This window comes from Peteryoungia rhizophila, from assembly GCF_004912145.1.
GTDB classification, from domain to species: Bacteria; Pseudomonadota; Alphaproteobacteria; order Rhizobiales; family Rhizobiaceae; genus Allorhizobium; species Allorhizobium rhizophilum.
The window spans coordinates 196,868-222,400 of sequence record NZ_STGT01000005.1; the positions used below are offsets into that span (position 1 = coordinate 196,868).

The window sequence follows — 25,533 nt, forward strand, 5'->3', positions numbered from 1 at the left end:
CGAATCAGCGACGAATCGACGACTCCAGTGGATTCAGGCTTTGTTCACGGCTAGATGTCGATAGGGAGACCCGCATTCCCTACCATATCCTGAATCGACAGATCCACTTAAATGCCCACCTCCTGCCGGAACAGCCTTGGAACGGATGGAACATTCGCCCCGTGGCGCACGTTGCCTCGGCCGAGGTACCCCGCGATGACACTTCAACCACCACCCTCGGACTGGATCGCCAAAGTAGACTCGGGACAGGACTTCGTCCTGATCCATGGCATGGTCATGGCTGCCTCTTTCTGGCAGACCTACGCCCCGAACATTTCCCGCCATGGGCGCACAGCGGCCTATCCGCTTCCGGGCCACTATCCGTGGATGCTCGACGAGCCGGGCCAGTTGATCGGGCCTCGTCACGTGGCCGACGCCTATGCGGCGGCGATCCGGCGCGATTTTGGCGGCCGCCCCGTCAATCTCATCGGTCACTCCACCGGCGGCTTCGTCTCTCTGCTCTTTGCGCTTCATTATCCCGACTTGGTGAGGTCGATCACTCTGATCGGTGCCTTTGCCTGCGGACGTTTCGAGGGTCAGGAGCGGTTGCCCGCGCGCTTGCTCCGGGTTCCCCGCGTCGGCTCCTTCCTCTTTAGCCAATTCTTCCGGCGCTGGATTGCCACCCAGGAACAGTTCCGCTGGGGATCGATTGAATGCGTGTATGATAAGAAATGCCCCTGGCAGGACGATCGCGCGGTCGAGGCGATGGAGGATGTACGCCTCGAACTCCTGCGGGCGCGCCCGGAAGACATCGCGGCCTGCATCCGCTTCATGTCCGCGACGACGCTGGTCAGGGATCTGCCGCGTATCAAGGTCCCGGTGCTCAATCTTGTCGGCGCCAATGACGCGATCGTTCCGCCTGCACATCAGCTTCGCGTCTCCACGCTGCTGCCTCAGGCACAGACCGTGATCCTGCGCAATTGCGGCCACCTTCCGATGGTCGAACACCAGGCCCGGACGGATCAGGCGATCTCGGCTTTTCTCTATGGTCTCTCGATGATGCCAGCGCCGTCGGCGCCAATCACGCCGGTCCTGCGAAGCACCTCGGCTGTTGCGGGCTTGCACCGGCTCCTCGGCCGCCTGTTGGGCCCGATGGAACAAAGCGCCAGCCATCGCGTTCAATCGGCACAAGACTGGAATATCCACCACGGCTTAGGAGAGGGCCCCCAATGAGTACAATTCTCATCGTCATTCTAATTCTGTTGCTGATCGGCGCCTTGCCGAACTGGGGCCATAGCCGCAGCTGGGGCTACGGCCCGTCGGGAGGCTTGGGCCTCGTACTTCTCATCCTCATCATCCTGATGCTGATGGGCCGCATTTGACCTGATGTGAAATCCAACTCGACGTGAAAAGGTATAGGACGATGAAAAAGACCCTTCTGGCACTCGCATTGATCGCCCCCCTCGCATCTTGCACCGCCACCGAACGTGGCGCCGGCATCGGCGCGGCTTCGGGTGCAATCATTGGTGGCGTTGCCACCGGCAACGTTCGTGGCGCCGCCATTGGCGCAGGTGTAGGTGGTGTGGCTGGCGCCCTGATCGGCAACTCCCAGGAACGCCGCGGCTACTGCGTCTATCGCGACCGCTACGGCCGCACCTACGAAGCACGCTGCCGCTAAAACTTACCCCTCGAAGAAAGCCGTCGGATCCCCGGGTCCGGCGGCTTTTTTGTCACCTGAATTAACCTTCCGATCAAAGCCGGAACGAATCGGCGACGAATCACGGACCGAACAAGCTTCCGGGTTTGTTCACGGCTATATCTTGTTGAAAAACAATTTGTTAACCATAAGCCACAGTGGATATTAAGACTCTCGTCGTCGAGGCGGAGGCTCAATCCTTAACAGTGAGCCCTAGCCGTGTGCGCAGCACCCGATACTATGCGGGACTGGTATCAGACATCGCCTCTTCTCGATCTGCGGCTAGATCTTGATAGTCGATCGGGTGGTCGAATTGACTCGACGTAAAATCGTAGCGACGCCCGCCTATGAAATTGTAGAAGTGCGGCCCCTCTGGGAGCAACGTCTTCAATATGTAGCCCTTGAACAAGTTATGGGCGACGAGGCTGGTGACACCGCATTGTCCCCGCGCCGGATTGACGGGGGACCACAGGCTGGACGTTTCGATACACCACGCGGATTCCAGACGTTCAGCGAAGTGAACATAATCGACGGAGGGTTCAGACATGCACGCCTCCAGAGAACGAAAGGCCGGCACAAGGCCGGCCCCAATTAGTGGAACTCAAGCACCTCAGACGAAGAACTGGCCACCGTTTGCGGAAATCGTCGATCCCGTTATGAAACCGGCATCATCCGAAGCGAGGAAGACGACGCAGCGCGCGATCTCTTCCGGTTCGCCGAGCCTGCCGACCGGTATCTGCGGGATGATCCGCTCGTTCAGCACCTTTTCCGGGATCGCGCGCACCATTTCCGTCCCAATGTAACCTGGGCAAATGGCATTGACCGTGATGCCCTTGGCCGCACCTTCCTGCGCCAGCGCCTTGGTAAAGCCGAGGTCGCCCGCCTTGGCCGCAGAATAGTTCGCCTGGCCCATCTGGCCCTTCTGACCGTTGATCGACGAGATGTTGATGACGCGTCCGAAACTGCGGTCACGCATACCGGTCCAGACCGGATGCGTCATGTTGAAGAGGCCGGTGAGATTGGTATTGACGACCTCACCCCATTGCTCCGGCGTCATCTTGTGGAACATGGCGTCACGCGTGATGCCGGCATTGTTGACGAGGACTTCGACCGGGCCGATCGCGGCCTCAACGGAAGCGATTCCGTCGACGCAAGCCTGATAATTCGATACGTCCCATTTGAAGACGGGGATGCCGGTCTCCGCCTCGAAAGCTTTCGCTTTCTCTTCATTGCCCGCAAAATTGGCGGCCACCTTGTAGCCGGCATTCTTCAAGGCGGTCGAAATCGCTGCACCGATGCCACGCGTGCCACCGGTCACCAAAGCCACTCTGCTCATGCTGTCCTCCCCGTTTCTTGTATGTGAGTTCCCATCTGGATCGACCGCCGCGGCTCCCGACGCAACGGCATGACTTTGCGATCCCGGCAAGCGACCGGGACAGCGCCTCATTCCATTAAGATTGAGCCGGTGCCATTCTGGCTGTCCGGATCAGAAGGCCTCGAGGCACATGGCAACACCCATGCCGCCGCCGATGCACAGCGTCGCGAGGCCCTTCTTGGCGCCGCGGCGCTTCATCTCGAACAGGAGCGTATTCAGGATACGCGCGCCCGATGCACCGACCGGGTGGCCGATCGCGATCGCACCGCCATTGACGTTGACGATCGACGTATCCCAACCGAGATCCTTGTTGACTGCGCAGGCCTGGGCCGCGAAGGCTTCGTTGGCCTCCACAAGATCGAGATCGGAAATCTTCCAGCCGGCTTTTTCGAGCGCCTTGCGGGAGGCCGGAATGGGGCCCGTGCCCATGATCTTCGGGTCGACTCCGGCGGTGGCCCAAGAGACGATACGGGCGAGCGGCGTGATGCCCCGGCGGGAAGCTTCCGCCTCGGTCATCAGCAGAGCTGTAGCCGCACCGTCATTGAGGCCGGATGCGTTGCCCGCCGTGACCGAGCCTTCCTTGTCGAAGGCCGGCTTGAGCTTCTGCATGCTTTCCAGCGTGGCACCGTGGCGGATGTATTCGTCCTGGTCGACGGTTACGTCACCCTTGCGACCCGGCACGATGACCGGCACGATTTCGTCCTTGAAACGGCCGGCGAGCTGTGCGGCTTCCGCCTTGTTCTGCGAAGCGACAGCGAATGCGTCCTGCTCATCGCGGGTCAGTTGCCACTGGCGGGCAACGTTTTCCGCCGTGGTCCCCATGTGATAACCGTAAAAGGCGTCCGTCAGGCCGTCCTTGATCATGGTGTCGATCATCTTCATGTCGCCCATCTTGGTGCCGTTGCGCAGATGTGCGCAATGCGGCGCCATGGACATGGATTCCTGACCTCCGGCAATGATGATCCTTGCATCGCCAGCCGCGATCTGCTGCATGCCGATGGCGACCGCACGCAGGCCCGAACCGCAGAGCTGGTTGAGACCCCAGGCCGTCGCCTCTTGCGGAATTCCGGCTTTCATGGCCGCCTGGCGAGCCGGATTTTGGCCCTGTCCGGCCGTCAGGATCTGACCGAGGATGACTTCGTCGACTTCGGCAGCCTCGACACCGGCGCGCTCCAGCACGGCCTTGATGGCGATGGCGCCGAGATCATGCGCGGCGACGGACGCCAACGCCCCGTTGAAAGATCCGACCGGGGTTCTGGCAGCGCTCGCGATAACGATGGACGGGGTGCTCATGGACGTCTCCTCGGGTTTTATGATTGAGGAGAAACTGACAAAGACTGTCGCCGGTGTCAAACAGGATAAACCCAGCCATCTCGTTCTTTGGTGGCGCTTTCCTGTCTTTCGTCAAATGCCGATCCTGCATCGCACAAAGAGATTGTCACCGGACTGAATTTGCGCTTACACTCAGGGTCGGGAAGAGCAAAAACAATCAGAAAACGACGGGTTAGGAGACCGAAATGGCAAAAGCCGATGGCGAAATCGTTATCAAGAAATACGCCAATCGACGCCTCTACAACACCGGCACGAGCACCTATGTCACCCTCGAGGACTTGGCCAAGATGGTCAAGAAGGGGGAGGATTTCCTGGTGCAGGATGCCAAGTCCGGCGATGACATCACGCATTCCGTTCTGACCCAGATCATCTTCGAGCAGGAATCCAAGACGGGCAACACACTGCTGCCGATCTCCTTTCTGCGCCAGCTCATCAGCTATTACGGCGACCAGATGCAGATGGTGGTGCCGAGCTTCCTCGAACATTCGATGAAAGCCTTCACCGAGCAGCAGACCCAGATGCGCGAGCAGATGACCAAGGCCTTCGGCGACCATCCGCTGTCGAAGAACCTTCAGATGCCCATTCAGCTGATGGAAGAGCAGGTCAAGCGCAACACCGACATGTTCCAGCAGGCCATGCAGATGTTCTCGCCGTTTCTTGGCGGCCAGCAGCCGGCCAAGGAAACGAAGAAGGCGGAAGCCAAGGATATCGACGAACTCAAGGAGCAGTTGCGCTCCCTGCAGAACAAGCTCGACAACCTCTGAAGAACCCGAAGGCCCCGCAAGGGGCCTTTTTTGATGGCGCGCTCAGAGCCCGATCGACACATCCCGGCCGGCAGCCCGGTTGGAGATGGTAAAGCCGGCGACCACGTCGATGAAAGCGATCACCATCAGGCTGAAGAAAAGCTGCGTGGCAGCATCACGCACCAGTAGAAATTCCACGAGAAACCCGACAAAGACCATCATCGACAGCATGTGGTTCATCAGCGAACCTCGCGTGCTCAGCGTTGACTTCAACATTTCGAAAAACAGGCAGACGAGGGCAGAGAGGATCACGAGATCACCCAGCGTCATCGTCCACACGGCACCCGACAGCATCGGAACAGTCATGATCACGCCGGAGAAGGCAGCAAGCCCGCTGCCCAGCATGACGGCGTTGTAGAAGATGAAGGGGACGATCATCAGCGGCACGGCAATCAGCATGCGGGATCCTTCCTGGCATTGCGACCCCGCCCGGTTCGGCGGCAATCGACCGCGCGATTTAACTATGCCTAATGAAAAATGAAAAGGCCGGCGCAAGCGCCGGCCCTTCGAATTAGTCTGTCAAAGCGCAGAAAATTATGCGCTTTCCTTCGGCGTCAGAACCTGACGGCCGCGATACATACCGGTCTTCAGATCGATATGGTGCGGGCGGCGCAGTTCGCCGGAGTTCTTGTCTTCGACATAGGTCGATGCCTTCAGCGCGTCAGCAGAGCGGCGCATACCGCGCTTGGACGGGCTTGTTTTTCTTTTTGGTACAGCCATTTTCGTTACTCCACGTGACGGGCAAGATGGGTTTATTCGGCCTCGATGAGGCCGGACAGAACCCGTCTCGAATTCGGAATTTGGCGGGCTTATACATGCCCGAAGTGGGTTTGACCAGTCCCCAGGTCACTTTTTTCGAATCTGCGACACGCCCCAATCAAGCCTCGTCCTCGGGCACGATCCAGGATTCGGCAAGTGCCGCCTCTTCCCAGACCCGCCAGGCCGGATGCGCACGCATCGCATCCATATAGGCGATCGTCTCGGCATCGCGCACGAGGTCATAGGTGGCAAAGCGGTTGATCACGGGAGCAAACATCGCGTCGGCACCTGAAAACGCGCCGAACAGGAAGGGTCCGCCGGAGCGCTGACGCATATCTCGCCAGATCTCCTCTATCCGGGTGACGTCGGCGATCACGCCTTCGGGCAGCGCGATCCCATTGACCGGCCGGCGCATGTTCATCGGGCAGGCGCTGCGCAAGGCCCGGAAGCCAGACAGCATTTCCATGGAGATGGAGCGCGCCAGCGAACGGCTCTCGCGGTCGGCAGGCCAGAGCCCGGCGTCGGGAAAAAGCTCGGCAATATATTCGATAATGGCGAGCGATTCCCAGATCCGGACTGCACCGTGGTGCAACACCGGAACCCGCCCTGTCGGCGACAAGTCCCGAAAGCGCGGATGCGTAGCGCCCGGCCCGAATGGGATCAGTTCCTCGCGAAACGGAATTCCGGCAGCAGTCATTGCGATCCAAGGCCGGAATGACCAGGAGGAATAGTTCTTGTTGGCGATGTACAGGGTTAGTTCGTCCATAAGGCTCTCCGCACGGTTGAGCTCTAACCTAGACGTACCACCGGCTCTTCGACCAACGAAAGCTTCTGATCTCAATCATAAAGACAGGTGATGTAATCCCCAGAAGCGCGGGCCCGGCGATCGACGACATTGGCCAGACGCTTGAGGCCAGGCCCCGGCTTGCTTGCCACACGGTCGATCGGATTGGGCAGGGACACGGCAAGCAGGGCCGACTGCTGGCGACTGAGCTTCGCGGCAGACGTCTTGAAATGATACTGTGCCGCCGCCTCGATGCCGTAGACCCCGGGCCCCCACTCCGCGACATTGAGGTAGATCTCCATCATCCGCTGTTTCGGCCAGATGGTGTCAGCGGCCATGGCGAGCGGCAGCTCCAAGCCCTTGCGGATGAAAGAGCGGCCGTTCCAGAGGAAGAGATTCTTGGCCGTCTGCATCGGGATGGTGCTTGCGCCCCGCGTCACCTCTCCCGCCATGGCGTCGTCGATGACGGACTGCAACTGGGCCCAGTCGACGCCGCCATGATTGCAGAACTGCCCGTCCTCCGACATCATCACAGCGCGCACGACATTCGGGGAGATGTCCTCGAAATCGACCCATTGGCGATCATAACCCTGCAGGGTGGCGAGATCCGCCAGCATCAGGGTCGAGACCGGCCTCACAAACTCAGCGCGATACAGCAGGATCAGCACATAGGGTCCGACGAGCAAAAGAAGAAGCGCGATAAGGACGGCCCGGATAATCCCGGGCCACCGTCTCCGCTTTTCCGCCGGCGCAACCTGCTCGCGTCGCTCCAATGCCTCGACTTCCAGTGTCAATGAGGTGGGTCCATGATCGATGATGCCCCCTCTTAGCGGCACCGCGACGAAATGACCAGACAGACCACGGTTAGAAGCCCCTGTCCGATGTCAATTTCCCGTTGCCTGTCAGGGGGCAGCGTGCCAAATAGCCGGCATGACCCAGAGCGCCGCAGCCTTTGAACAAAGCTTGTCCGCCTATGCCGAGATCGTTGAGGCGAGGCTCGCTTCACTGTTGGATGGGTCCCCTCGTCCGGCGGAAATAGCGCGTCCCGGGCAGCTGATCGAAGCCATGCATTACGGCGCCCTGAACGGTGGCAAGCGCCTGCGCCCCTATCTCGTGATGCAGGCGACGCGCATGTTCGCCGGAAGCGATGAGGCCGCCCTGCAAGTCGGCTGCGCGCTTGAATGCCTGCACAGCTATTCGCTCGTCCATGACGACTTGCCGGCCATGGACGACGACGACCTGCGCCGTGGCAAGCCGACGGTCCACAAGCAGTACGACGAGGCGACCGCCATCCTCGCCGGCGACGGCCTGCTGACCTATGCCTTCGACATTATCTCGTCACCGGAGACACTCGTGCCGGATGCCGCCAAGGTGGCACTGGTGCTGGAGCTTTCGCGCGCCGCCGGCATCGGAGGCATGGCCGGTGGCCAGATGCTCGATCTCGCCGCCGACAGGCAACAGCCGGATGAAGCAGGAATCGTCAGGCTCCAAGCCATGAAGACCGGCGCGTTACTGCGCTTCGCCTGTGAAGCCGGCGCGATCATCGCCGGCCGACCGGCACAAGATCGCGATCGCCTTCGCCGCTTCGGCGAGATCATCGGTCGTGCCTTCCAGGTCGCCGATGACCTTCTGGATGTTACCTCTGACGCCGCGACCCTCGGCAAAGCCACTGGCAAGGACGCCGCCAAGGGCAAGGCAACCCTCGTCGGCCTCAAGGGTACGGACTGGGCCCGCGCCGAACTCGACCGTCTGGTGGCCGAGGCCAATGCTCTGCTTGAACCTTATGGCTCGCAGGCAGCGCCACTCGAAGAAGCCGCCCATTTCATCGCCTACAGGAAGAAATAGTATGAGCCGTTTCTGGTCGTCCGCCGTTCACGCACTGGAGCCCTATATTGCCGGCGAACAGCCCAAAATCCCCGGCCTAGTGAAGCTCAACACGAACGAAAGCCCCTACGGGCCCTCACAGCGCGTGCTGGACGCGATCGCCGCTGCGTCTGGTGAACGACTGCGCCTCTATCCCGATCCGGCCTCCACGGACCTGCGCAAGGCGATTGCGAAACGTTTCGGCCTGACGCTGGACGAGGTTTTCGTCGGCAACGGCTCGGACGAGGTCCTGGCCTTCACCTTCGCCGCCTTGCTCAAGCACGACGCCCCCCTGCTCTACCCGGATATCACCTATAGCTTCTACAAGACCTATGCCCGGCTCTTCGAGGTGAAGGTCGAAGAAATCCCGCTGGACGACGCCTTGCGCGTACGCATCGCCGACTACGACCGCCCATCCGGCGCGATCATCCTCGCCAATCCGAATGCCCCGACGGGCATCGCGCTGCCGCTCACGGATATCGAGAAGCTCGTCGCATCCCACCCCGACCAGGTCGTAATCATCGACGAGGCCTATGTCGATTTTGGCGCCGAGACCGCCGCCTCGCTCATCCCACGCTACGACAACCTGCTGGTCGTACAGACCTTCTCCAAATCCCGGTCGCTTGCCGGCCTGCGCGTCGGTTTCGCGCTCGGCCAGCGACCGATGATCGAGGCACTGGAGCGGATGAAGGACAGCTTCAACTCCTATCCTGTCGATATGCTCGCCCAAGCGGCCGCCACTGCGGCCATAGAGGACGAAGCCTGGTTCGACGAGGCCCGCGGCAAGATCATCGCCAACCGCACGATGGTGACTGAGGCGCTCGAGGCTCGCGGCTTCGAGGTCCTGCCCTCCTCGACCAACTTCGTCTTCGCCCGCCACCCGGCACACGAGGGCGCCGATCTGCAGCGAGGTCTACGCGAGCGTGCTGTGTTGGTCCGGCACTTCAGCAAGCCGCGCATCTCCGATTTTCTCCGCGTGACAATCGGCACGACCGAGGAATGCCATCAGTTTCTGAGCGCGATCGATCAAATCATCTGATGTGTGAAGCGGACAGATTGAGTCTAGTCTCCAGATCTTTGTAGGAAGAGCCGGAGCATTCCATGAGTGAAATTCTTGCCCACTGGCCCCAGGTCATGGCCGCCTATCTCGTTTATCTCGTCGCGGTGCTCAGCCCCGGCCCCGCCACGATGGCGATCGCTTCGGCCTCGCTCGGCCAGGGTCGTCGCCACGGCCTGACCATCGCTGCCGGCATTTTCTGCGGGTCGATGACCTGGGCGATCGCCGCATCCCTCGGGCTCGCCGCTATCCTTTCGCAATATGCGCAGGCTCTGATCCTGATGCGAATTCTCGGCGGCCTTTACCTGCTCTATCTCGCCTGGCGCGCCTTCCGCTCTGCCGCAAGCAGCATCGATCCCATGAGCGTGAGCAAGGCAACGGCCGGCCTGCGCCGCACATTCCTGATGGGCTATGCGATCCACCTGACAAATCCCAAGGCGATTTTTGCCTGGCTCGCGATCATTTCGCTGGGCCTGCCGGCCGACGCAACGCCGTTGGCAGTCGCCATCATTGTCTCCGGCTGCCTGGTGACCGGGTTCATCGTCTTCATGGGTTATGCGCTGCTTTTCTCGACACCGGGTGCGCTGCGCGTCTACCGTTCCGCACGCCGCTACATAGACGGGACGCTCGCAGTTCTCTTCACCTTTGCCGGAGTAAAGCTGCTCACCTTCCGCTGAAACGAAAAAGGCGCCGCATGGATAGCGGCGCCTTCAGACGTATTGTCTAGAAACTTCAGCCCTGCGTGAGCGGCGAGATCTGGATTTCCACGCGACGGTTCTGCGCGCGACCGTCCGGGGTAGCGTTCGATGCGACAGGCTGGTTCGGACCGAAGCCGACGGCCGAGACACGCCGCGGATCGACGCCCTGGCTGTTGAGGTAGCCCGCGACCGACATGGCACGACGCTCGGACAGAGCCTGATTGTATCCCTGGCTACCCGTCGAGTCGGTATGGCCGTTGATGTCGATGAGCGTGCGGTCGAACTTGCGCAACACGATCGCCACGGAATTCAGCGTCGGATAGAACTGCGGCATGACCGCATCCTGATCGGTGTTGAAGGTGATGTTGGACGGCATGTTGAGGATGATCCGGTCGCCAACGCGGGTGACCGAAATGCCGGTGCCCTGCAGCTGCGCGCGCAGTTCGGATTCCTGCTGATCCATGTAGTTGCCGATGGCGCCGCCCGCGAGCGCGCCAACACCGGCACCGATGAGTGCTGCATTCCGACGTCCGACCGGAGAACCACCGACGGCGAGACCACCGAGAGCTCCGACGGCTGCACCGATTGCAGCGCCGCCCGCCGTGTTCGAAACTTTCTGTTCGCCCGTGTAGGGGTCGGTCGTGGTGCAGGCACTCAGATAGGTCGCGCTCAGCGCGATGATGGCGATCTTCTTGATCATGCTCGGTGTCCCTCCAGGATTCGGCTGATCATCCGTCAACCGTGAAATTGCGGCAAGAAAAAGTTGGCCGCCAAGCTCACTCCGCCGCCGACTTTTGTCCATAGCGTTTCTCGATATAGTCCGCCACCAAGGCCTCGAAGTCGGCCGCGATGTTCGGTCCGCGCAGGGTCATCGCCTTCTGTCCGTCGATGAAGATCGGCGCTGCCGGGTTCTCGCCGGTGCCGGGGAGCGAGATGCCGATATCGGCATGTTTGCTTTCTCCTGGGCCATTGACGATGCAGCCCATGACGGCGACGTTCAGGCCCTCGACGCCCGGATACTTGTCGCGCCAGACCGGCATGTTCTTGCGCAGGTCGTCCTGGATCTTTTGCGCAAGCTCCTGGAAGACGGTCGAGGTTGTGCGCCCACAGCCGGGACATGCAGCAACGACTGGCACGAACTGTCGGAAACCCATGACCTGGAGCAGTTCCTGCGCCACCTGGACTTCGCGCGTGCGATCACCATTAGGCTCAGGCGTGAGCGACACCCGGATGGTGTCGCCGATCCCGTGCTGCAGCACGTAGCCCATGGCAGCCGAGGAGGCGACGATCCCCTTCGAGCCCATGCCGGCCTCGGTGAGACCGAGATGCAGCGCGTGGTTGGAGCGTTCGGCGAGCATCGAGTAGACGGCAATCAGATCCTGCACCTGACTGACCTTGGCCGACAGAATGATGCGATTGCGCGGCAGGCCGATCTCTTCGGCCAGTTCAGCCGAAATCAGTGCCGACTGAACGATTGCTTCGCGTGTCACCTGACGCGCCGACAGAGGCGATCCCGCCGCTGCATTCTCGTCCATCAACCGGGTCAGGAGTTCCTGATCGAGCGAACCCCAGTTCACCCCGATGCGAACGGGCTTGTCGTAGCGGATCGCCATCTCGACGATCTCGGCGAACTGCTTGTCCTTCTTGTCCTTGAAGCCGACATTGCCGGGGTTGATGCGATACTTCGCCAGCGCCTCGGCGCAAGCAGGGTGATCGGCGAGCAGCTTGTGCCCGATATAGTGGAAGTCACCGATGAGCGGCACATCCATGCCGAGACGCAGCAGCCGCTCGCGGATCTTCGGCACGGCAGCCGCACTCTCGTCGCGATCGACGGTGATGCGCACCACCTCGGAGCCTGCCTTGTAGAGCGCGGCGACCTGGGCGACTGTGCCATCGACATCGGCCGTGTCGGTATTGGTCATCGACTGGACGACGACGGGGGCGCCACCGCCGATAATGACACCACCGACTTCGACCGCCACCGAAGAGCGGCGGGGCTTTGGGTCGAAAGCGTCGGCGGGCGGGATGATGGGTGCGGTCATGGCTGGTTCTCTGCAAGCCTCAATCGCCATGGAGGTGGATCAAAGCCGTTCGCTTGTCAACCGCAAGGCACGCCGATGCCATCACATGCGCGTTCAAGACATTCCAGACACCCATCACCGCTAATGGCCGGTCACCCGATCCGCATGGCGCGCGAGCCTCGAGAATGCGAGTACGACGATCAGCAGCGAGGGGATCGCGGTGTAGACGGTCGAAAGCGACGTGTATTCCGCAACGAAGCCGACCAGTGACGGCGCAAACAGGATCCCCGAGTAACCCATCGTCGTGACAACCGAGAGGCCGACACCGGGCGCTAGACCGGGAATATTCCCGCCTGCCGAAAAGGCGATAGGTACCATGTTTGAAATCCCGATCCCGGTGATGGCAAAACCGATAAGCGCCAGCGTTACATTGCCGGACTGCCCGGCGATGACCAGGCCGATGATGGCTGCAATGCCGCAGAAGCGCAGCGTGTTGACGGCACCGAACCGGTCCCGAACGAAGTCGCCGGCAAATCGGCAAACAGCCATGGTGAAGGAGAAGGCCGCAAAGGCAAAGCCAGACATTTCGGTCGAAGCATTCAGCTCGTTGCGCAGATAAAGCGCGCTCCAGTCGAGCACAGTCCCCTCCGGGATCATGCAAAAGAGCGCGATGGTGCCGATCAGCCAAGGCAGCGGCGTCATCGGCAGTTTGGCCCTGGCCGGCTCATCTGTCAGATGCGGTGCATCAGCCAGGATCATGGGACGTGCCGCCACGAACAGCACGAAGCAGACGGCAGCCAATAGCAGCACATGGCCCACGGCGCCGAGCGTCGCGATCAGGAAGCCTCCCGTGGCCGCACCGCAGAGCCCGCCCAGGCTCCAGAAGGCGTGGCAGGAGGACATGATCGACCGGCGCATCTTGCGCTCCACCTCGACTGCATTCGCGTTCATCGCGACATCCATCGCCCCGGTCAGGCCACCGAACAGGAAGATGGCGACAGCACCCGTCCAGATATTGTCGACGAGCGTCACGAGCACGATCGTCGGGATGAACAAGAGCGTGGTGATCTCGACCACGCGACGCGAGCCGTAGCGGGCGATCTGCATGCCGGCGATCGGCATCAACACCAGCGAGCCGACGCCGAAGACGAAGATCATCACACCGAGCATCAGTTCTGTCAGGCTGAGAGCCTGCGAGAAGAACGGGATCTTGGGCGCCCAGGCACCAATGACCAGACCGTTCAGGAAGAACAGGAGTGCGACTGCCACCCGTTCCCTCGTGACGATCGGCGCGGGCGCCTCCGTAGAAATGATAGTCTGCGTTATGTCGTTCATGTCCTGCTCCCAGAGTCGGGCGCACTGTAATTAAATCGATTTAGACGGCAATGTGGGACAGCAGACGGAATTGTAAATTTTTGTTTCGATCGACAACAATCGCACTGCCGCCAGCCGGGATTGACAGACTGAGCTCGAGCTCCGACACATGGAGCCCGAAGCGGTCGCTCGCTCGGCTCCGCCCTACCTGAAAGATACACCTTGTGAAAACCGCAGTCGGCACTGGGATCCTGCTCTCCAGTCTCGCCTATCTCTGTTTCGCCATGCATGACGCGATGATCAAGCTGCTCGTGGAGTCCACGACGGTCTGGCAGATCCTGTTTTGCAGAAGCATCGCGATCCTGCTCGGATGCTACATCCTGGGTGGTCGATCGCTTGCCCGCGAAACCGTCACGTCGCCGGCCCTGCGCCCGATGATGCTGCGCAGCCTCTTCCTGCTCGCCGCCTGGCTCTGCTACTTCAACGCCGCCAAGCATCTGCCGCTCGCTGATCTCACGACACTCTACTTCGCCGCGCCGATCGCAGCGATCTTGCTGGCGATCCCGATCCTGGGCGAGAAGGTACCCCTGACAAGCTGGATCGCCGTCCTGACCGGCTTTGTCGGCGTCGTCATCGCCAGCAACCCGACGGGGCTTGCCACCGGCTGGCCCGTTTATCTCGCACTGGTGGCAGCCGTCTGCTGGGCGATTGCCACAACCCTGCTGCGAACCACCAGCCAAAGCGCCAGCAGCATGGTCCAGATGACCATGACCAATGTCTTCTTCCTGCTGCTGACTACACCCATGGCCCTCATGACATGGACCATGCCGAGCGGAGGAGCACAGATCCTGCTGCTCGCCGTCGGCTTCATCGGCGGTCTCGGCCAGATCAGCTTCTTCGAAGCGCTACGCCGCGCGCCAATCTCGGTGATTGCACCGCTCGAATACACCGCGCTGATCTGGGCCTTCGCACTCGGCTACGCGATCTGGCGAGACGTGCCTGGTCCGAACGTCTGGGCAGGCGCCGTGCTCATCGCCGGCGCCGGCATGATCATTCTCTTCGCTGCCCGGCGACGCATGCCCTCTCAGGATCTCGACAGGTAGCGCTCGGCAAGCTCCACCCAGAAGGTGGTGCCAATGGGAAGTATGTCGTCATTGAAGTCGTAGCGCGGATGGTGCAGCGGCGGATCATTTGGCGTGCGCTGGGTGCCGAGGAAGAAATAGGTTCCTGGTCGCTCTGCCAGCATGTAGCCGAAGTCTTCGCTGCCCATCATCGGCCGTGGCAGGTCGAAGACCTTGTCCTGTCCGGCAAAGCTCACGGCAAGATCGCGGACGAAGTCCGTTTCGACCTTGTGGTTGACGGTCGGGTCATAGCCGCGCTCGTAGTTGATCGTGACGCCCATCCCGTAACTTGCAGCCTGCCCCTCGGCCACGGCCCGAATGCGGCTCTCGAGCTGGTCGCGAACCTTGGGATCGAAGGAGCGGATGGATATTGCGCGAGACGATCGTCTGCAGGGCCATTACGATCGATGCGCCACAGACGATCGGATCCGCCGTTGACTGCGGCTCCGCGCCGTGACCGCCGCGGCCGTTCACCGTGATCTTGCACTCGTCGACGGCGGCCATGATCGGTCCTTCCCGAAGCGCGAAGTGGCCGAAGGCAATGTCCGGGTCATTATGGAGCGCAAACACAGCATCGCAGGGGAAGCGATCGAAAAGCCCGTCCTCGATCATGATGCGGGCGCCACCAAAATTTTCCTCGGCAGGCTGGAAGATGAGATGGATAACGCCGTCGAAGTTCCGACGCTCGGCCAGGATTTTGGCCGCGCCAAGCAGCATGGCTGTGTGGCCATCATGCCCGCAGGCATGCATGACACCCGGGATCTCGCTGGCATAGGGCAATCCGGTCTCTTCCAGGATCGGCAAAGCGTCGAAATCGGCGCGGATGCCAATACTCCGGTTGCTCGACCCGTTCCTGAGCGTCGCCACCACGCCAGTTGTCGCGAGCCCGCGTGTCACCTCGTAGCCGAGGGCCGTCAGATGCTGCGCCACGTAGTCCGACGTGTTGAATTCCGACAGACCGATCTCCGGAAACCGATGCAAATGATGGCGCGTTGCAAGCACTTCGGCCATCACATTGGGAGCATGGATCGTCATGGGAATTACCTTTTGGCTATCGACTGGCATGTTCGTGAAGGCGCGGACTCTGGCACTTGCCGGCTGGTTGTTCAACCGTGTAAAAAAGGTATGCGCAGGGCCCGCAGGCCAGGCCACCATCCAAAGCCGGAGTTGCCCGCATGACACGACGCACGTTCCAGCGTGCCGGTGAAACCGAGCGCCGCAAGGACCTGATTGCAGCAACGCTGGACAGCATTTCCGATCACGGCCTGGAAGGTGCGACCGTTCGGGACATCGCGGCCCGCGCCGGCGTGACCGGAGGGCTAATCCGCCACTATTTTTCCGGCAAGGACGAGATGGTGCAGGCCGCCTACAGGGAAATGCTGGCTGGCATGACCGGGACTGCAGTGGACGCCATGGCAGAGGCTGGTGACGACCCACGACGACGCCTGCACGACTTCATCGTCGCCAATGTCAGCCCACCGATCGCAGATCCGAAGGCGCTGTCCCTATGGGCGGCCTTCATCGGTCGTGTCCGATCGGATGACGAACTCGCCCGCATCCACCGGGAGAACTACCTTCTCTTCATCGGCATTCTCCAGGGTCTGGTGGATGCCCTCCTGACCGCTTGCCGACACAAGCCGGCCTTTTCGGAGGGACGCCACCTCGCGGTCGCCATCAACGGGCTCATCGACGGTTTATGGCTGGAGAACTCCCTTGCCAGCGATCTTTTCGACGAAAGGCGTCTCTCCGACATTGCGCTCGACGCTGTCGAGGCACTGCTCGGCGGCTTGTCCCTCAGGGATGCTCCGACCGCGAGACAATGAAGGCGGAGAGCCATTGGCGACATGTTGATTTGGGATCTGGTAACCTCAACGGCAGATCGACTGCGACGGACGAGCCAAAGCGAGGCTGCCCCCGAGCGACGGCCAGCAAGCCACTTGGCCAGACGCTTGAAATAAGGCATAAAAACGCCAATTCACCTGCCAGGACGCCAAAGTCGCCTACAGAGTTCCCTCGCAACCGGTTACCCGTCGTATTACGGCCTTTTTCTGTCTCGATTGTTGGTCTACAGCCAGATTGTATGCAATGAGGCGCCACGGCGATGACCGGACGGTTCGAGCCCGACGGCCTTCAATTCAACCACCGAACTGAGAACTTATTCTTCATGACGCTGCATGTCCCATCGCGCGACCTCGAGCCCAAGCAGATCGACCATAACGATTCCATTCGATCTGCCTATTTCACGATCGAGGAGTTGCGGGAGAGCGCAGCGTCACTCGCGCTGAACGGCGCAACCGAACTGCCGGCCCTGATAGACTTCGACTTCTTTGCCCGGCACAAGGAGAACGAGCGCGAGATCCTGCGGGTCTACCGCGCAACGGCTGCAGACGTCGAGGCGGGTGCTGCAATCACGCCGGCCGCCGAATGGCTCCTCGACAATCACTACATCATCGAGGAGGCGATCCAGGAGGTTCGCCGCGACTTCCCGAAGAAGTTCTACCGCCAGCTTCCGACGATGAAGATTGGCCACCGCGAAATACCGCGGACCATGGCATTGGCCTGGCTCTATGTTGCCCACACCCACTCCACCGTCAGCCAGGAAAGCATGACGGCACTGGTCGAGGGATACCAGGAACATCAGACGCTTGAAATTGGTGAGCTTTGGGCGCTGCCGTCGATCGTGCGATTCGTGCTGGTGGAAAACCTCCGCCGCATCGCAACCCGCGTCGATCGCTCGCGCCGGATGCGGCGCCGCGCCAACGAAGTGGCCGACGAGATCATCCGCCTGAACGACCCGGTCGCGGCTGCCACCTATCTCAGCCAGATCGAACAGCTCGCCGACGACAATACCTTTGCAACCCAGTTCCTCTACCGCCTGCGCAACGGTTCGCAAAACACGAGCTTTGCTGTCGAATGGCTGGAAAGCCGTCTGGAGGCCGCCGGGCGCACAGCCGAAGAGGCAATGGATGCCGAGCACAACAGGCTTTCCTCCGGCAATGTGACGATGGGCAACATCGTCCGCGGCCTGCGCGAGATCGACGACAAGGAGTGGTCGGTCTGGGTGGAGGATGTCAGCAAGATTGACCGTGTCCTCGGCCAACATACCGACTTCCGCGAGCTCGACTTCGGTTCGCGCAACACCTACCGCAACACGATCGAAAAGCTGGCGCGACGATGCGACCTCTCGGAGATCGAGATCGCCCAGACAGCGATCGACCTGGCGACCCAAGCGGCAGGTCCGGACGGTCAGCTCGACGTCGGAAGCTATCTGGTCGGCAGCCGTCGCACCGACCTTGAGAATGCAATTGGCTACAGCCAGCCCCTGTCTCGCATCGTCACCGACTTCATCAAGCGGCTGAACTGGTTCTCGATCGCCGTGCCCGTGGTGGCCCTGACGATCACCGCACTCGCATTCATCGGCTACTTCCTCAACCAAGTAGGACTGCCGGCCTCGCTGGTGCTGATCTTGCTGATCCTGGTTTCCCTGCCGGTCTCGGAAGGAGCGACAGGCCTGTTCAATACGCTGGTCACATTCTTCGTCAAACCGTTCCGGCTGACCGGTTACGAGTTCAAGGAAGGCATCCCGGAAGAGGCGCGCACACTCGTCGTCGTGCCCTGCATGATCACCAAGCGTGACGACGTCGATGAACTCGTCCGCAATCTGGAAGTACATTATCTGACCAATCCGCACGGCGAGATCTATTTCGCTCTGCTCAGCGACTGGAAGGACAGCGAGACCGAGGAATCCTCAGCCGACCTCGAAGTCCTCGAATATGCCAAGCGCGAAGTAGCTCATCTCAATGGCCGTTATGACTTCGCTGGCAAGACACGCTTCTATCTCCTGCATCGCCGCCGTCTCTACAACGACGCCGAAGGCTGCTGGATGGGCTGGGAACGCAAGCGCGGCAAGCTGCACGAGTTGAACCTGCTGCTGCGCGGCGACCGCGACACCTCCTATCTCCCCGGCGCGAGCAATGCCCCGGAAAACGTCCGTTACGTGATGACCCTCGACGCTGACACGCGCCTAATGCGCGATGCCGTGACCAAGCTGGTCGGAAAGATGCATCATCCGATCAACCGTCCAGTGCATGATGAGGAGACGGGTCGCGTGATCAGCGGCTACGGCGTCCTGCAGCCCCGCGTCACCCCGTCGTTGACCACAGGCAAGGACGCCTCGGTCTTCCAGCGCATCTTCTCGATGAACCGCGGTCTGGACCCTTATGTCTTCACCGTATCCGACGTCTATCAGGACATCACCGGGGAAGGCTCGTTCACCGGCAAAGGACTTTACGACGTCGATGCATTCGAGACCGCCATCAAGGGGCGGATCGACGAAAACAGCGTTCTCAGCCACGATTTGCTCGAAGGCTCCTTTGCGCGGTGCGCCCTGGTCACCGATGTCGAGCTGGTCGAGGACTTCCCGACGCGCTACGAGGTCGAGATCTCGAGGCAGCATCGCTGGGCACGTGGCGACTGGCAGCTCATTCCCTATATCGGCGACACCGGCCGCGGTATCACTAGCCTCGGCCGTTGGAAGATGGTCGACAACCTGCGCCGCTCGTTAACCCCGATCGCCTGGTATGCGGCCTCGGTTCTAGGCTGGGCCACGATGGATCCGGTTAGTGCCACCATCTGGCAACTTCTGCTGATCTTCAGCCTTTTCGTCGCGCCCACGCTGTCGCTTCTGTCGGGCATCGTCCCGCGCCAGACCGACATCGTGCCGGCCGCTCATTTCCAGACACTGTGGTCGGAAGTCCGCTCGATCAACGCTCAAGTCGCGCTCCGCATCGTGTTCATCGCCGACAATGCTTGCATGATGGCGGACGCCATCGTTCGCTCGCTCTATCGTCTGCTTGTGAGCCGCAAGCTTCTCCTCGAATGGCGAACGGCCGCAAGCGTGCAGTCAGCCGCCCAGGGGACGATCTCTTCATACTATCACAACATGCGCCACGCCCCGATCCTGGCGGTCCTGTCGGTCGGGGTTGCGGCCCTGCCTGGTGGTTACGGCTATCTGATCGGGCTTCCCTTTGCCTTCCTCTGGGTCCTCTCCCCGCTGCTCGCCTGGTATGTCAGCCAGTCGGCCGAGACGGAAGACAGCCTCGAAGTCCCCGAACACGTCTCGTACGAACTGCGCAAGATCGCGCGCCGCACCTGGCGCTACTACGAGACCTTCACCACGGCGGGCGACAACTATCTGCCGCCGGACAATTTCCAGGAAACGCCCGAGCCGGTCATTGCGCACCGCACGTCGCCAACGAATATCGGCGTGTACCTGCTCTCCGTTGTGTCGGCCCGCCACTTCGGCTGGCTGAGCTTCGAGCAGTCGATCGAGCGCATGGAACAGACGATCTCCACCGTCGAGCGGATGGAAAAGTATCGAGGCCACCTCTACAACTGGTACTACACCGACACCCTCAACACTCTGGGTCCCCGCTACATTTCGGCGGTCGACAGCGGCAACCTTGCCGGCCATCTGATCGCGATTTCATCCGCCTGCCGTGAATGGGCGGAAGCGCCATCTGCACATCTCCAAGGCAATCTCGACGGCATCGGCGATGTCGGCGGCATCCTCCTGGAAATTCTCGAGCAGCTGCCCGACGACCGAAAGACGGTTCGCCCCCTGCGGCGTCGCCTGGAAGAGCGCATCATCGGCTTCAACACGGCGCTCGTCGCGGTCAAGCGCGAGCATGAATTCGCCTCGATCCGCATCATCAACCTGGCAGTCCTGGCACGCGACGTCCAGAAACTGGCGGCAAACCTGCATCATGAAGTGCGCTCGGAGCAGAGCGCCGAGGTTGTCCGCTGGACGGAATCGCTCGTCGCGGTCTGCGAAGCCCATATCGCAGACACGGCCTTCGACCTGTCGAACATCGACCCGCTGCGTCAGCGTTTGAGCCAGCTGTCCGAGCGCGCCCGCAACATCGCCTTCTCGATGGACTTCACCTTCCTCTTCCGTCCGGAGCGCCGCCTGCTATCGATCGGCTACCGTGTCGACGCTCGCGAACTGGACGAGGCCTGCTACGATCTGCTCGCCTCCGAATGCCGCCTGACCAGCCTGTTTGCCATCGCCAAGGGCGACCTGCCGACGGAACACTGGTACCGCCTCGGTCGCCAGGTCGTGCCGATCGGCGCCCGCGCTGCGCTGATTTCCTGGTCGGGATCGATGTTCGAATACCTGATGCCGCCGCTCGTCATGCAGGAGCGTCAGGGTGGCATTCTCAACCAGACAAACAATCTGATCGTCATCGAGCAGATGAACCATGGTCGCCGACTGAATATCCCCTGGGGCATATCGGAAGCGGCTTTCAATGCCCGCGACCATGAGATGAACTACCAGTACACCAACTTCGGTGTGCCGACGCTGGGCCTGAAGCGCGGCCTCGGCCAGAACGCTGTCATCGCGCCCTATGCCTCCATCCTGGCCAGCCAGTATTATCCGGAAGCAGCGCTTGAAAATCTGAAGCGCCTGCGCAAGCTCGGCGCGCTCGGCGCCTACGGTTTCCACGATGCCGTCGACTTCACGCCGACCCGCCTGCCGGACGGCAAGAAATGTGCGGTAGTCTACAATTATTATGCCCACCACCACGGCATGTCGATCGCAGCGATTGCCAACGTCGCCTTCAACGGTCGCCTGCGTGCACTCTTCCACGCCGATCCGGTGATCGAAGCCGCCGAACTGCTTCTGCAGGAAAAGACCCCGCGCGAAATCCCTGTGATGAGCGCGAAATACGAGCCGCAGACGCCGGGCAAGGGCCAGGCCGACCTTCTGCGCGCCGAAATCAGAACGGTCGAAGATCCCCTCACCAAGGACCGGGAAGTCGTCTTCCTGTCGAACGGCCACTACTCCGTCATGCTGACGGCGACCGGCTCGGGCTTTTCCCGCTGGAACGGCCAGTCCGTCACCCGCTGGAAGCCCGACACGACAGAAGACCGCTGGGGTACCTACCTCTTCCTGCGCGACACCGCGACCAACGAATGGTGGTCGGCGACATCAGCGCCACGCCGTGCGGAAGACGAAAAGACCAAGGTCATCTTCGGCGACGACAAGGCCGAATTCTTCAAGACGGTGGGCGACATCTCGACATCAGTGGAATGCATCGTCGGCACCGAGCATGATGCAGAAGGCCGCCGGTTGACGATCCTGAACACGGGCACCGAAGACCGCTACATCGAGGTCACCTCCTATACCGAACCGGTTCTCGCCTTCGAGGACAGCGACAATGCTCACCCGCTGTTCTCCCGCATGTTCGTAAAGACCGAATTCGGCCGCCGACGTGACGTCATTCGCGCCGAGCGCAACAAGCGCAGCCCGTCGGATCCCGATATCTGCGTCGCCCACCTCGTGGTGGACAGCGCAGGCCAGGGTCGCCCGACGGAATTCGAAACCGATCGCCGCAAATTCCTCGGCCGCGGCCGGACACTCGGCGAAGCCGCAGCCTTCGATCCGGGCGCCAACCTGTCGGGCACGGAAGGCTTTACGCTCGACCCGATCCTCAGCCTGCGCCGCGTCGTGCGCGTGCCCGCCGGCAAGAAGGTTCAGGTCATCTTCTGGACCATGGCCGCACCCAATCGCGAGGAAATCGACAAGGCGATCGAGCGTTATCGCCATCCGGACGCCTTCAGCCACGAGCTCATCCATGCCTGGACCCGCGCTCAGGTCGAGCTCAGGCACATCGGCATCACCTCGCAGGAAGCCGCCGCCTTCCAGCATCTCGGCCGCTATCTCGTCTATCCAGACAACCACCTGCGAGCAGATCCGGAAACGGTTCGCAAGGGCCTCCGGTCACAGTCGGCCCTCTGGCCGATGGCGATCTCGGGCGACTTCCCGATCTTCGCACTGCGCATCAATGACGACATGGACATGGACATCGCCCGTGAAGCTATGAGTGCGCTCGAATATCTCCGCCGCCGTGGCGTCGTCGCCGATCTTGCGATCATCAACGAGCGCGCAACGTCCTATGCCCAGGACATGCAGCATGCACTTGACCAGATGGCCGACAATCTCCGCCATCGCCTGCCGGGCGGTCGCCAGCATGTCTTCACCGTTCGTGACGATCTGCAGGACGAAGGCGCAACGCTCGCCGTCCTCGCGGCAGCCCGTGTCGTCCTGCACACCCGCAACGGCAAGATCGTCGACCAGGTGAACCGTGCGGTCTCGCTGTTCGCCACGCCGCGCACCATCGACGGCGATGTCGAATGGGCGGGTCTGCCGCCGTCCCTGCCGACCACGACCAAAGCGGGCCAAGCGCCCGACGGCACCGACCTCGACTTCTGGAATGGCTTCGGCGGTTTCTCGAAGGACGGCACGGAATACGTCGTCCGCCTCGACGCAAATAGCACGACGCCGCATCCCTGGATCAATGTGATCGCCAACGAGAATTTCGGCTTCCATGTCTCCGCCGAAGGCGCAGGCTTCACCTGGAGCCAGAATTCGCGCGATTACCAGGTGACCCCCTGGACCAATGATCCGGTCATCAACCGCCCCGGCGAAGGCTTCTACGTGGCCGACCTCGATAGCGGCCGTGCCTATGCGACGGTGAGCGCGCTCAATCTCGATCCGGCAGCGACGTTCGAGGCCCGCCACGGTCTCGGCTACTCGACCTTCGTCAGCCGACACGGGGATCTGGAGATCGAGTTGACACAGACGGTTGACCGCGACCGCCCCGTCAAGCTCTCTAAGATACGGCTGAAGAATACGAGCGGCGGAGCCCGCAAGTTCCGCATCTATGGCTATGCAGAATGGGTGCTGGGCAACAACCCGGCCCGTACAGCTCCCTTCGTTCTCTCGACCTTCGACGAACAGACCGGCGCTCTTGTCGCGTCCAACCCCTACGACATCAATCATTCGGGCCGCTACGCCTTCCTGGCGGGTCCGGAACAGCCGGAGGGTTACACGACCAGCCGCCGCGAATTCATCGGTCGCAACGGAACGATCAAACTCCCGCAGGCCGTTGCCCGCGCGTCTACCCTGACGGGCTCGATCGAAAGCGAGAGCGATCCCTGTGCCGCAATCGCCTTCGATATCCAGCTCGCTCCGGGTCAGTCCCGCGACATGACCTTCCTGCTCGGCGAGACCGACACAGCGGAAGCTGCCGCAGATCTGGTGAGATCGGTTCGCGCTGAAGGCTTCGAAACGATCCTGAAGACAAATCGTGACTTCTGGACAGGTTTCACCGGCAAGCTTTCGGTGGAAACCGGCGACAAGGCCTTCGACAACCTCGTCAACCGCTGGCTGCCCTACCAGGCACGCGCCTGCCGTATCTTCGCTCGCGCCGGTTTTTACCAGGCGAGCGGCGCCTATGGCTTCCGCGACCAGCTGCAGGACACGCTGGCCTTCCTGACTGTCGAGCCGCAATTGGCCCGCCGCCAGATCCTGACGGCAGCGGCGCGCCAGTTCGTCGAGGGTGATGTTCAGCATTGGTGGCTGCCACAGACGGGCGCCGGTGTGCGCACGATGATTTCCGACGACGTGGTCTGGCTCGCCTATGCGATCGATCAGTATGTGACGGCCACCGCCGATGATCAGATACTCGCGGAGCAGATCCCGTTCCTCGACGGACCGGAACTGACGGAGGGGCAGCATGACAGCTTCTTCCTGCCCAGCACCGCCGCCGAGACGACTGACCTCTACGAACACGCCGCTCGCGCACTCGATCTCGCCGTCAGCAGAACCGGCCAGCACGGTCTGCCGCTGATTCTCGGTGGTGACTGGAATGACGGCATGAACCGCGTCGGCGCCGAAGGCCGTGGCGAAAGCGTCTGGCTAGGCTGGTTGCTCGCCGCGACGCTCGAACGCTTCAAGACCCACGCCGAGAAGCGGGGCGAGCGCGAGCGCAGCGCGCGCTGGAGCGATCATGTGGTGAAGCTCAAGGCAGCATTGGAATCTGAAGGCTGGGACGGCAACCACTATCGTCGCGGCTATTTCGACGATGGCTCGCCGCTCGGCTCAAACGAGTCAGTTCAGTGCCAGATCGATTCCATCGCGCAGTCCTGGAGCGTATTGTCCGGCCTCGGTGACCCTGCGCACGCTGCGAAGGCACTCGACTCGGCCGTCTCCAGGCTCGTGGATACGGAAAACGGTATCGTCCGCCTCTTCACTCCGGCCTTCGAAAAGCCGGAGATCGATCCAGGTTACATCGGAGCATATCCTCCCGGTGTGCGCGAGAACGGTGGTCAATATACCCATGCCGCGATCTGGCTGGGTCTCTCGCTGGCCAAGGCCGGCCGCACGGCTGATGCATGGCGAGTGTTCGAAATGCTGAACCCGGTCAACCACGCTCGTACGGCAGAGGAAGCAGAGCTTTATCGTGTAGAGCCCTATATCGTCGCGGCCGACATCTACGGCGGTGACGGCTATGCGGGACGCGGCGGCTGGACCTGGTACACGGGCTCCGCAGGCTGGCTCTATCGATTTGCCGTAGAAGGCTTCCTCGGCATTCGGCGCGTGGGCAATGAGATCGTGGTTAGCCCCGCACTGCCGGACCACTGGCAAGGCTTTAAGGCTCAGGTGGAGATCGAGGGCCGCAAGATCGACATCGACGTCAAGCGCAGCGCGAGCGGCTATGACGTGATGCTCGACGGCAAGGCGCAGGCGCAAGGCCAGGATCTCCCCGAACCGCCGGCGCCCACGCCCGCAAAGAAGCCGGCACGAAAGCCGAAAATCAAGGCAGCAGAATAGACAAAACGACAGAGGCCCCGCCAGCGATGGCGGGGCCTCTTCTCTTTTGAGTA

20 protein-coding genes and 1 pseudogene are annotated in these 25,533 nt (G+C 61.4%); 10 read left to right on the forward strand and 11 right to left on the reverse strand.

Annotated features, from left to right (window positions below):
- Window positions 1–195: 195 nt before the first annotated feature.
- The 3 genes from E9677_RS19995 to E9677_RS20005 are packed head-to-tail and all read left to right on the forward strand — an operon-like array spanning window position 196 to window position 1,657.
- Complete coding sequence (locus E9677_RS19995; RefSeq protein WP_235883043.1) at window positions 196–1,212, forward strand: alpha/beta fold hydrolase; 1,017 nt, start codon at window positions 196–198, stop codon at window positions 1,210–1,212.
- Window positions 1,209–1,361 (forward strand): DUF3309 family protein, encoded by a 153-nt coding sequence (locus E9677_RS20000; RefSeq protein WP_102021035.1) that lies wholly within the window; start codon window positions 1,209–1,211, stop codon window positions 1,359–1,361. The genes E9677_RS19995 and E9677_RS20000 overlap by 4 nt, the downstream gene beginning before the upstream one ends.
- A gap of 41 nt (window positions 1,362–1,402) precedes the next feature.
- Window positions 1,403–1,657 (forward strand): glycine zipper domain-containing protein, encoded by a 255-nt coding sequence (locus tag E9677_RS20005; protein ID WP_136559824.1) that lies wholly within the window; start codon window positions 1,403–1,405, stop codon window positions 1,655–1,657.
- A 256-nt stretch (window positions 1,658–1,913) separates the two neighbouring features.
- Here the strand turns inward: E9677_RS20005 and E9677_RS20010 are convergent, their stop codons facing one another.
- From E9677_RS20010 to E9677_RS20020, 3 genes are all read right to left on the reverse strand, one after another.
- Window positions 1,914–2,222, reverse strand: a complete 309-nt coding sequence (locus tag E9677_RS20010) for a YunG family protein (protein WP_136559825.1) — start codon at window positions 2,220–2,222, stop codon at window positions 1,914–1,916.
- Window positions 2,223–2,285: 63 nt separating this feature from the next.
- Window positions 2,286–3,011: a beta-ketoacyl-ACP reductase gene (gene phbB / locus E9677_RS20015; protein ID WP_136559826.1), complete on the reverse strand. Its 726-nt coding sequence runs from the start codon at window positions 3,009–3,011 to the stop codon at window positions 2,286–2,288.
- Window positions 3,012–3,161: 150 nt separating this feature from the next.
- Window positions 3,162–4,343, reverse strand: coding sequence for an acetyl-CoA C-acetyltransferase (locus tag E9677_RS20020; protein WP_136559827.1), 1,182 nt, complete (start codon window positions 4,341–4,343; stop codon window positions 3,162–3,164).
- Between the two features lie 224 nt (window positions 4,344–4,567).
- Here E9677_RS20020 and phaR point away from each other — a divergent pair, with 224 nt between their 5' ends.
- The gene (gene phaR, locus E9677_RS20025) at window positions 4,568–5,146 is read left to right on the forward strand and encodes a polyhydroxyalkanoate synthesis repressor PhaR (RefSeq protein WP_136559828.1); all 579 of its coding nucleotides are present in this window, start codon (window positions 4,568–4,570) and stop codon (window positions 5,144–5,146) included.
- A 42-nt stretch (window positions 5,147–5,188) separates the two neighbouring features.
- Here phaR and E9677_RS20030 read toward each other — a convergent pair whose 3' ends face one another.
- The 4 genes from E9677_RS20030 to mtgA all read right to left on the reverse strand — a co-directional run bounded on the left by E9677_RS20030 (window position 5,189) and on the right by mtgA (window position 7,501).
- Complete coding sequence (locus tag E9677_RS20030) at window positions 5,189–5,584, reverse strand: hypothetical protein (protein WP_136559829.1); 396 nt, start codon at window positions 5,582–5,584, stop codon at window positions 5,189–5,191.
- Window positions 5,585–5,719: 135 nt separating this feature from the next.
- Window positions 5,720–5,905 carry a 50S ribosomal protein L32 gene (rpmF, locus tag E9677_RS20035; RefSeq protein WP_006724402.1) on the reverse strand — a complete coding sequence of 62 codons (186 nt, stop codon included), beginning with the start codon at window positions 5,903–5,905 and terminating at the stop codon, window positions 5,720–5,722.
- Window positions 5,906–6,062: 157 nt separating this feature from the next.
- Complete coding sequence (locus E9677_RS20040; protein ID WP_136559830.1) at window positions 6,063–6,710, reverse strand: glutathione S-transferase family protein; 648 nt, start codon at window positions 6,708–6,710, stop codon at window positions 6,063–6,065.
- 71 nt (window positions 6,711–6,781) lie between these two features.
- Window positions 6,782–7,501: a monofunctional biosynthetic peptidoglycan transglycosylase gene (gene mtgA / locus E9677_RS20045; RefSeq protein WP_235883054.1), complete on the reverse strand. Its 720-nt coding sequence runs from the start codon at window positions 7,499–7,501 to the stop codon at window positions 6,782–6,784.
- A gap of 157 nt (window positions 7,502–7,658) precedes the next feature.
- Between mtgA and E9677_RS20050 the strand changes: the two genes are divergently transcribed.
- From E9677_RS20050 to E9677_RS20060, 3 genes are all read left to right on the forward strand, one after another.
- Complete coding sequence (locus tag E9677_RS20050) at window positions 7,659–8,573, forward strand: polyprenyl synthetase family protein (protein WP_136559832.1); 915 nt, start codon at window positions 7,659–7,661, stop codon at window positions 8,571–8,573.
- Window position 8,574: 1 nt separating this feature from the next.
- Complete coding sequence (hisC, locus tag E9677_RS20055; protein WP_136559833.1) at window positions 8,575–9,630, forward strand: histidinol-phosphate transaminase; 1,056 nt, start codon at window positions 8,575–8,577, stop codon at window positions 9,628–9,630.
- Window positions 9,631–9,692: 62 nt separating this feature from the next.
- Window positions 9,693–10,325 carry a LysE family translocator gene (locus E9677_RS20060; RefSeq protein WP_136559834.1) on the forward strand — a complete coding sequence of 211 codons (633 nt, stop codon included), beginning with the start codon at window positions 9,693–9,695 and terminating at the stop codon, window positions 10,323–10,325.
- 55 nt (window positions 10,326–10,380) lie between these two features.
- Here E9677_RS20060 and E9677_RS20065 read toward each other — a convergent pair whose 3' ends face one another.
- The 3 genes from E9677_RS20065 to E9677_RS20075 form a co-directional block, all read right to left on the reverse strand.
- Window positions 10,381–11,046 carry an OmpA family protein gene (locus tag E9677_RS20065; protein WP_136559835.1) on the reverse strand — a complete coding sequence of 222 codons (666 nt, stop codon included), beginning with the start codon at window positions 11,044–11,046 and terminating at the stop codon, window positions 10,381–10,383.
- A gap of 76 nt (window positions 11,047–11,122) precedes the next feature.
- Entirely contained in the window at window positions 11,123–12,388 is a 1,266-nt protein-coding gene (gene ispG / locus E9677_RS20070) for a flavodoxin-dependent (E)-4-hydroxy-3-methylbut-2-enyl-diphosphate synthase (protein ID WP_205910176.1), read from the reverse strand.
- A 120-nt stretch (window positions 12,389–12,508) separates the two neighbouring features.
- The gene (locus tag E9677_RS20075; protein WP_136559836.1) at window positions 12,509–13,702 is read right to left on the reverse strand and encodes an MFS transporter; all 1,194 of its coding nucleotides are present in this window, start codon (window positions 13,700–13,702) and stop codon (window positions 12,509–12,511) included.
- Between the two features lie 203 nt (window positions 13,703–13,905).
- Here E9677_RS20075 and E9677_RS20080 point away from each other — a divergent pair, with 203 nt between their 5' ends.
- The gene (locus E9677_RS20080; RefSeq protein WP_136559837.1) at window positions 13,906–14,784 is read left to right on the forward strand and encodes a DMT family transporter; all 879 of its coding nucleotides are present in this window, start codon (window positions 13,906–13,908) and stop codon (window positions 14,782–14,784) included.
- Here E9677_RS20080 and E9677_RS20085 read toward each other — a convergent pair.
- A pseudogene (locus tag E9677_RS20085) lies at window positions 14,766–15,837 on the reverse strand (M20 aminoacylase family protein). The gene E9677_RS20080 and the pseudogene E9677_RS20085 overlap by 19 nt on opposite strands.
- A gap of 140 nt (window positions 15,838–15,977) precedes the next feature.
- Between E9677_RS20085 and E9677_RS20090 the strand changes: the two are divergent.
- Both E9677_RS20090 and E9677_RS20095 read left to right on the forward strand, forming a co-directional pair.
- Complete coding sequence (locus E9677_RS20090) at window positions 15,978–16,625, forward strand: TetR family transcriptional regulator C-terminal domain-containing protein (RefSeq protein WP_136559838.1); 648 nt, start codon at window positions 15,978–15,980, stop codon at window positions 16,623–16,625.
- A 341-nt stretch (window positions 16,626–16,966) separates the two neighbouring features.
- The gene (locus E9677_RS20095) at window positions 16,967–25,480 is read left to right on the forward strand and encodes a GH36-type glycosyl hydrolase domain-containing protein (RefSeq protein ID WP_136559839.1); all 8,514 of its coding nucleotides are present in this window, start codon (window positions 16,967–16,969) and stop codon (window positions 25,478–25,480) included.
- The last annotated feature ends 53 nt before the right edge of the window (window positions 25,481–25,533 follow it).

Bases quoted from the DNA above. Each gene is read 5' to 3' on its own strand.
- ispG (WP_205910176.1), bottom strand. From the start codon at position 12,388: ATGACCGCACCCATCATCCCGCCCGCCGACGCTTTCGACCCAAAGCCC.
- E9677_RS20065 (WP_136559835.1), bottom strand. From the start codon at position 11,046: ATGATCAAGAAGATCGCCATCATCGCGCTGAGCGCGACCTATCTGAGT.
- E9677_RS20060 (WP_136559834.1), top strand. From the start codon at position 9,693: ATGAGTGAAATTCTTGCCCACTGGCCCCAGGTCATGGCCGCCTATCTC.
- E9677_RS20000 (WP_102021035.1), top strand. From the start codon at position 1,209: ATGAGTACAATTCTCATCGTCATTCTAATTCTGTTGCTGATCGGCGCC.
- E9677_RS20030 (WP_136559829.1), bottom strand. From the start codon at position 5,584: ATGCTGATTGCCGTGCCGCTGATGATCGTCCCCTTCATCTTCTACAAC.
- E9677_RS20010 (WP_136559825.1), bottom strand. From the start codon at position 2,222: ATGTCTGAACCCTCCGTCGATTATGTTCACTTCGCTGAACGTCTGGAA.
- phaR (WP_136559828.1), top strand. From the start codon at position 4,568: ATGGCAAAAGCCGATGGCGAAATCGTTATCAAGAAATACGCCAATCGA.
- E9677_RS20095 (WP_136559839.1), top strand. From the start codon at position 16,967: ATGACGCTGCATGTCCCATCGCGCGACCTCGAGCCCAAGCAGATCGAC.
- E9677_RS20005 (WP_136559824.1), top strand. From the start codon at position 1,403: ATGAAAAAGACCCTTCTGGCACTCGCATTGATCGCCCCCCTCGCATCT.
- phbB (WP_136559826.1), bottom strand. From the start codon at position 3,011: ATGAGCAGAGTGGCTTTGGTGACCGGTGGCACGCGTGGCATCGGTGCA.
- E9677_RS20020 (WP_136559827.1), bottom strand. From the start codon at position 4,343: ATGAGCACCCCGTCCATCGTTATCGCGAGCGCTGCCAGAACCCCGGTC.
- E9677_RS20050 (WP_136559832.1), top strand. From the start codon at position 7,659: ATGACCCAGAGCGCCGCAGCCTTTGAACAAAGCTTGTCCGCCTATGCC.
- E9677_RS20075 (WP_136559836.1), bottom strand. From the start codon at position 13,702: ATGAACGACATAACGCAGACTATCATTTCTACGGAGGCGCCCGCGCCG.
- rpmF (WP_006724402.1), bottom strand. From the start codon at position 5,905: ATGGCTGTACCAAAAAGAAAAACAAGCCCGTCCAAGCGCGGTATGCGC.
- E9677_RS20040 (WP_136559830.1), bottom strand. From the start codon at position 6,710: ATGGACGAACTAACCCTGTACATCGCCAACAAGAACTATTCCTCCTGG.
- hisC (WP_136559833.1), top strand. From the start codon at position 8,575: ATGAGCCGTTTCTGGTCGTCCGCCGTTCACGCACTGGAGCCCTATATT.
- E9677_RS20090 (WP_136559838.1), top strand. From the start codon at position 15,978: ATGACACGACGCACGTTCCAGCGTGCCGGTGAAACCGAGCGCCGCAAG.
- E9677_RS19995 (WP_235883043.1), top strand. From the start codon at position 196: ATGACACTTCAACCACCACCCTCGGACTGGATCGCCAAAGTAGACTCG.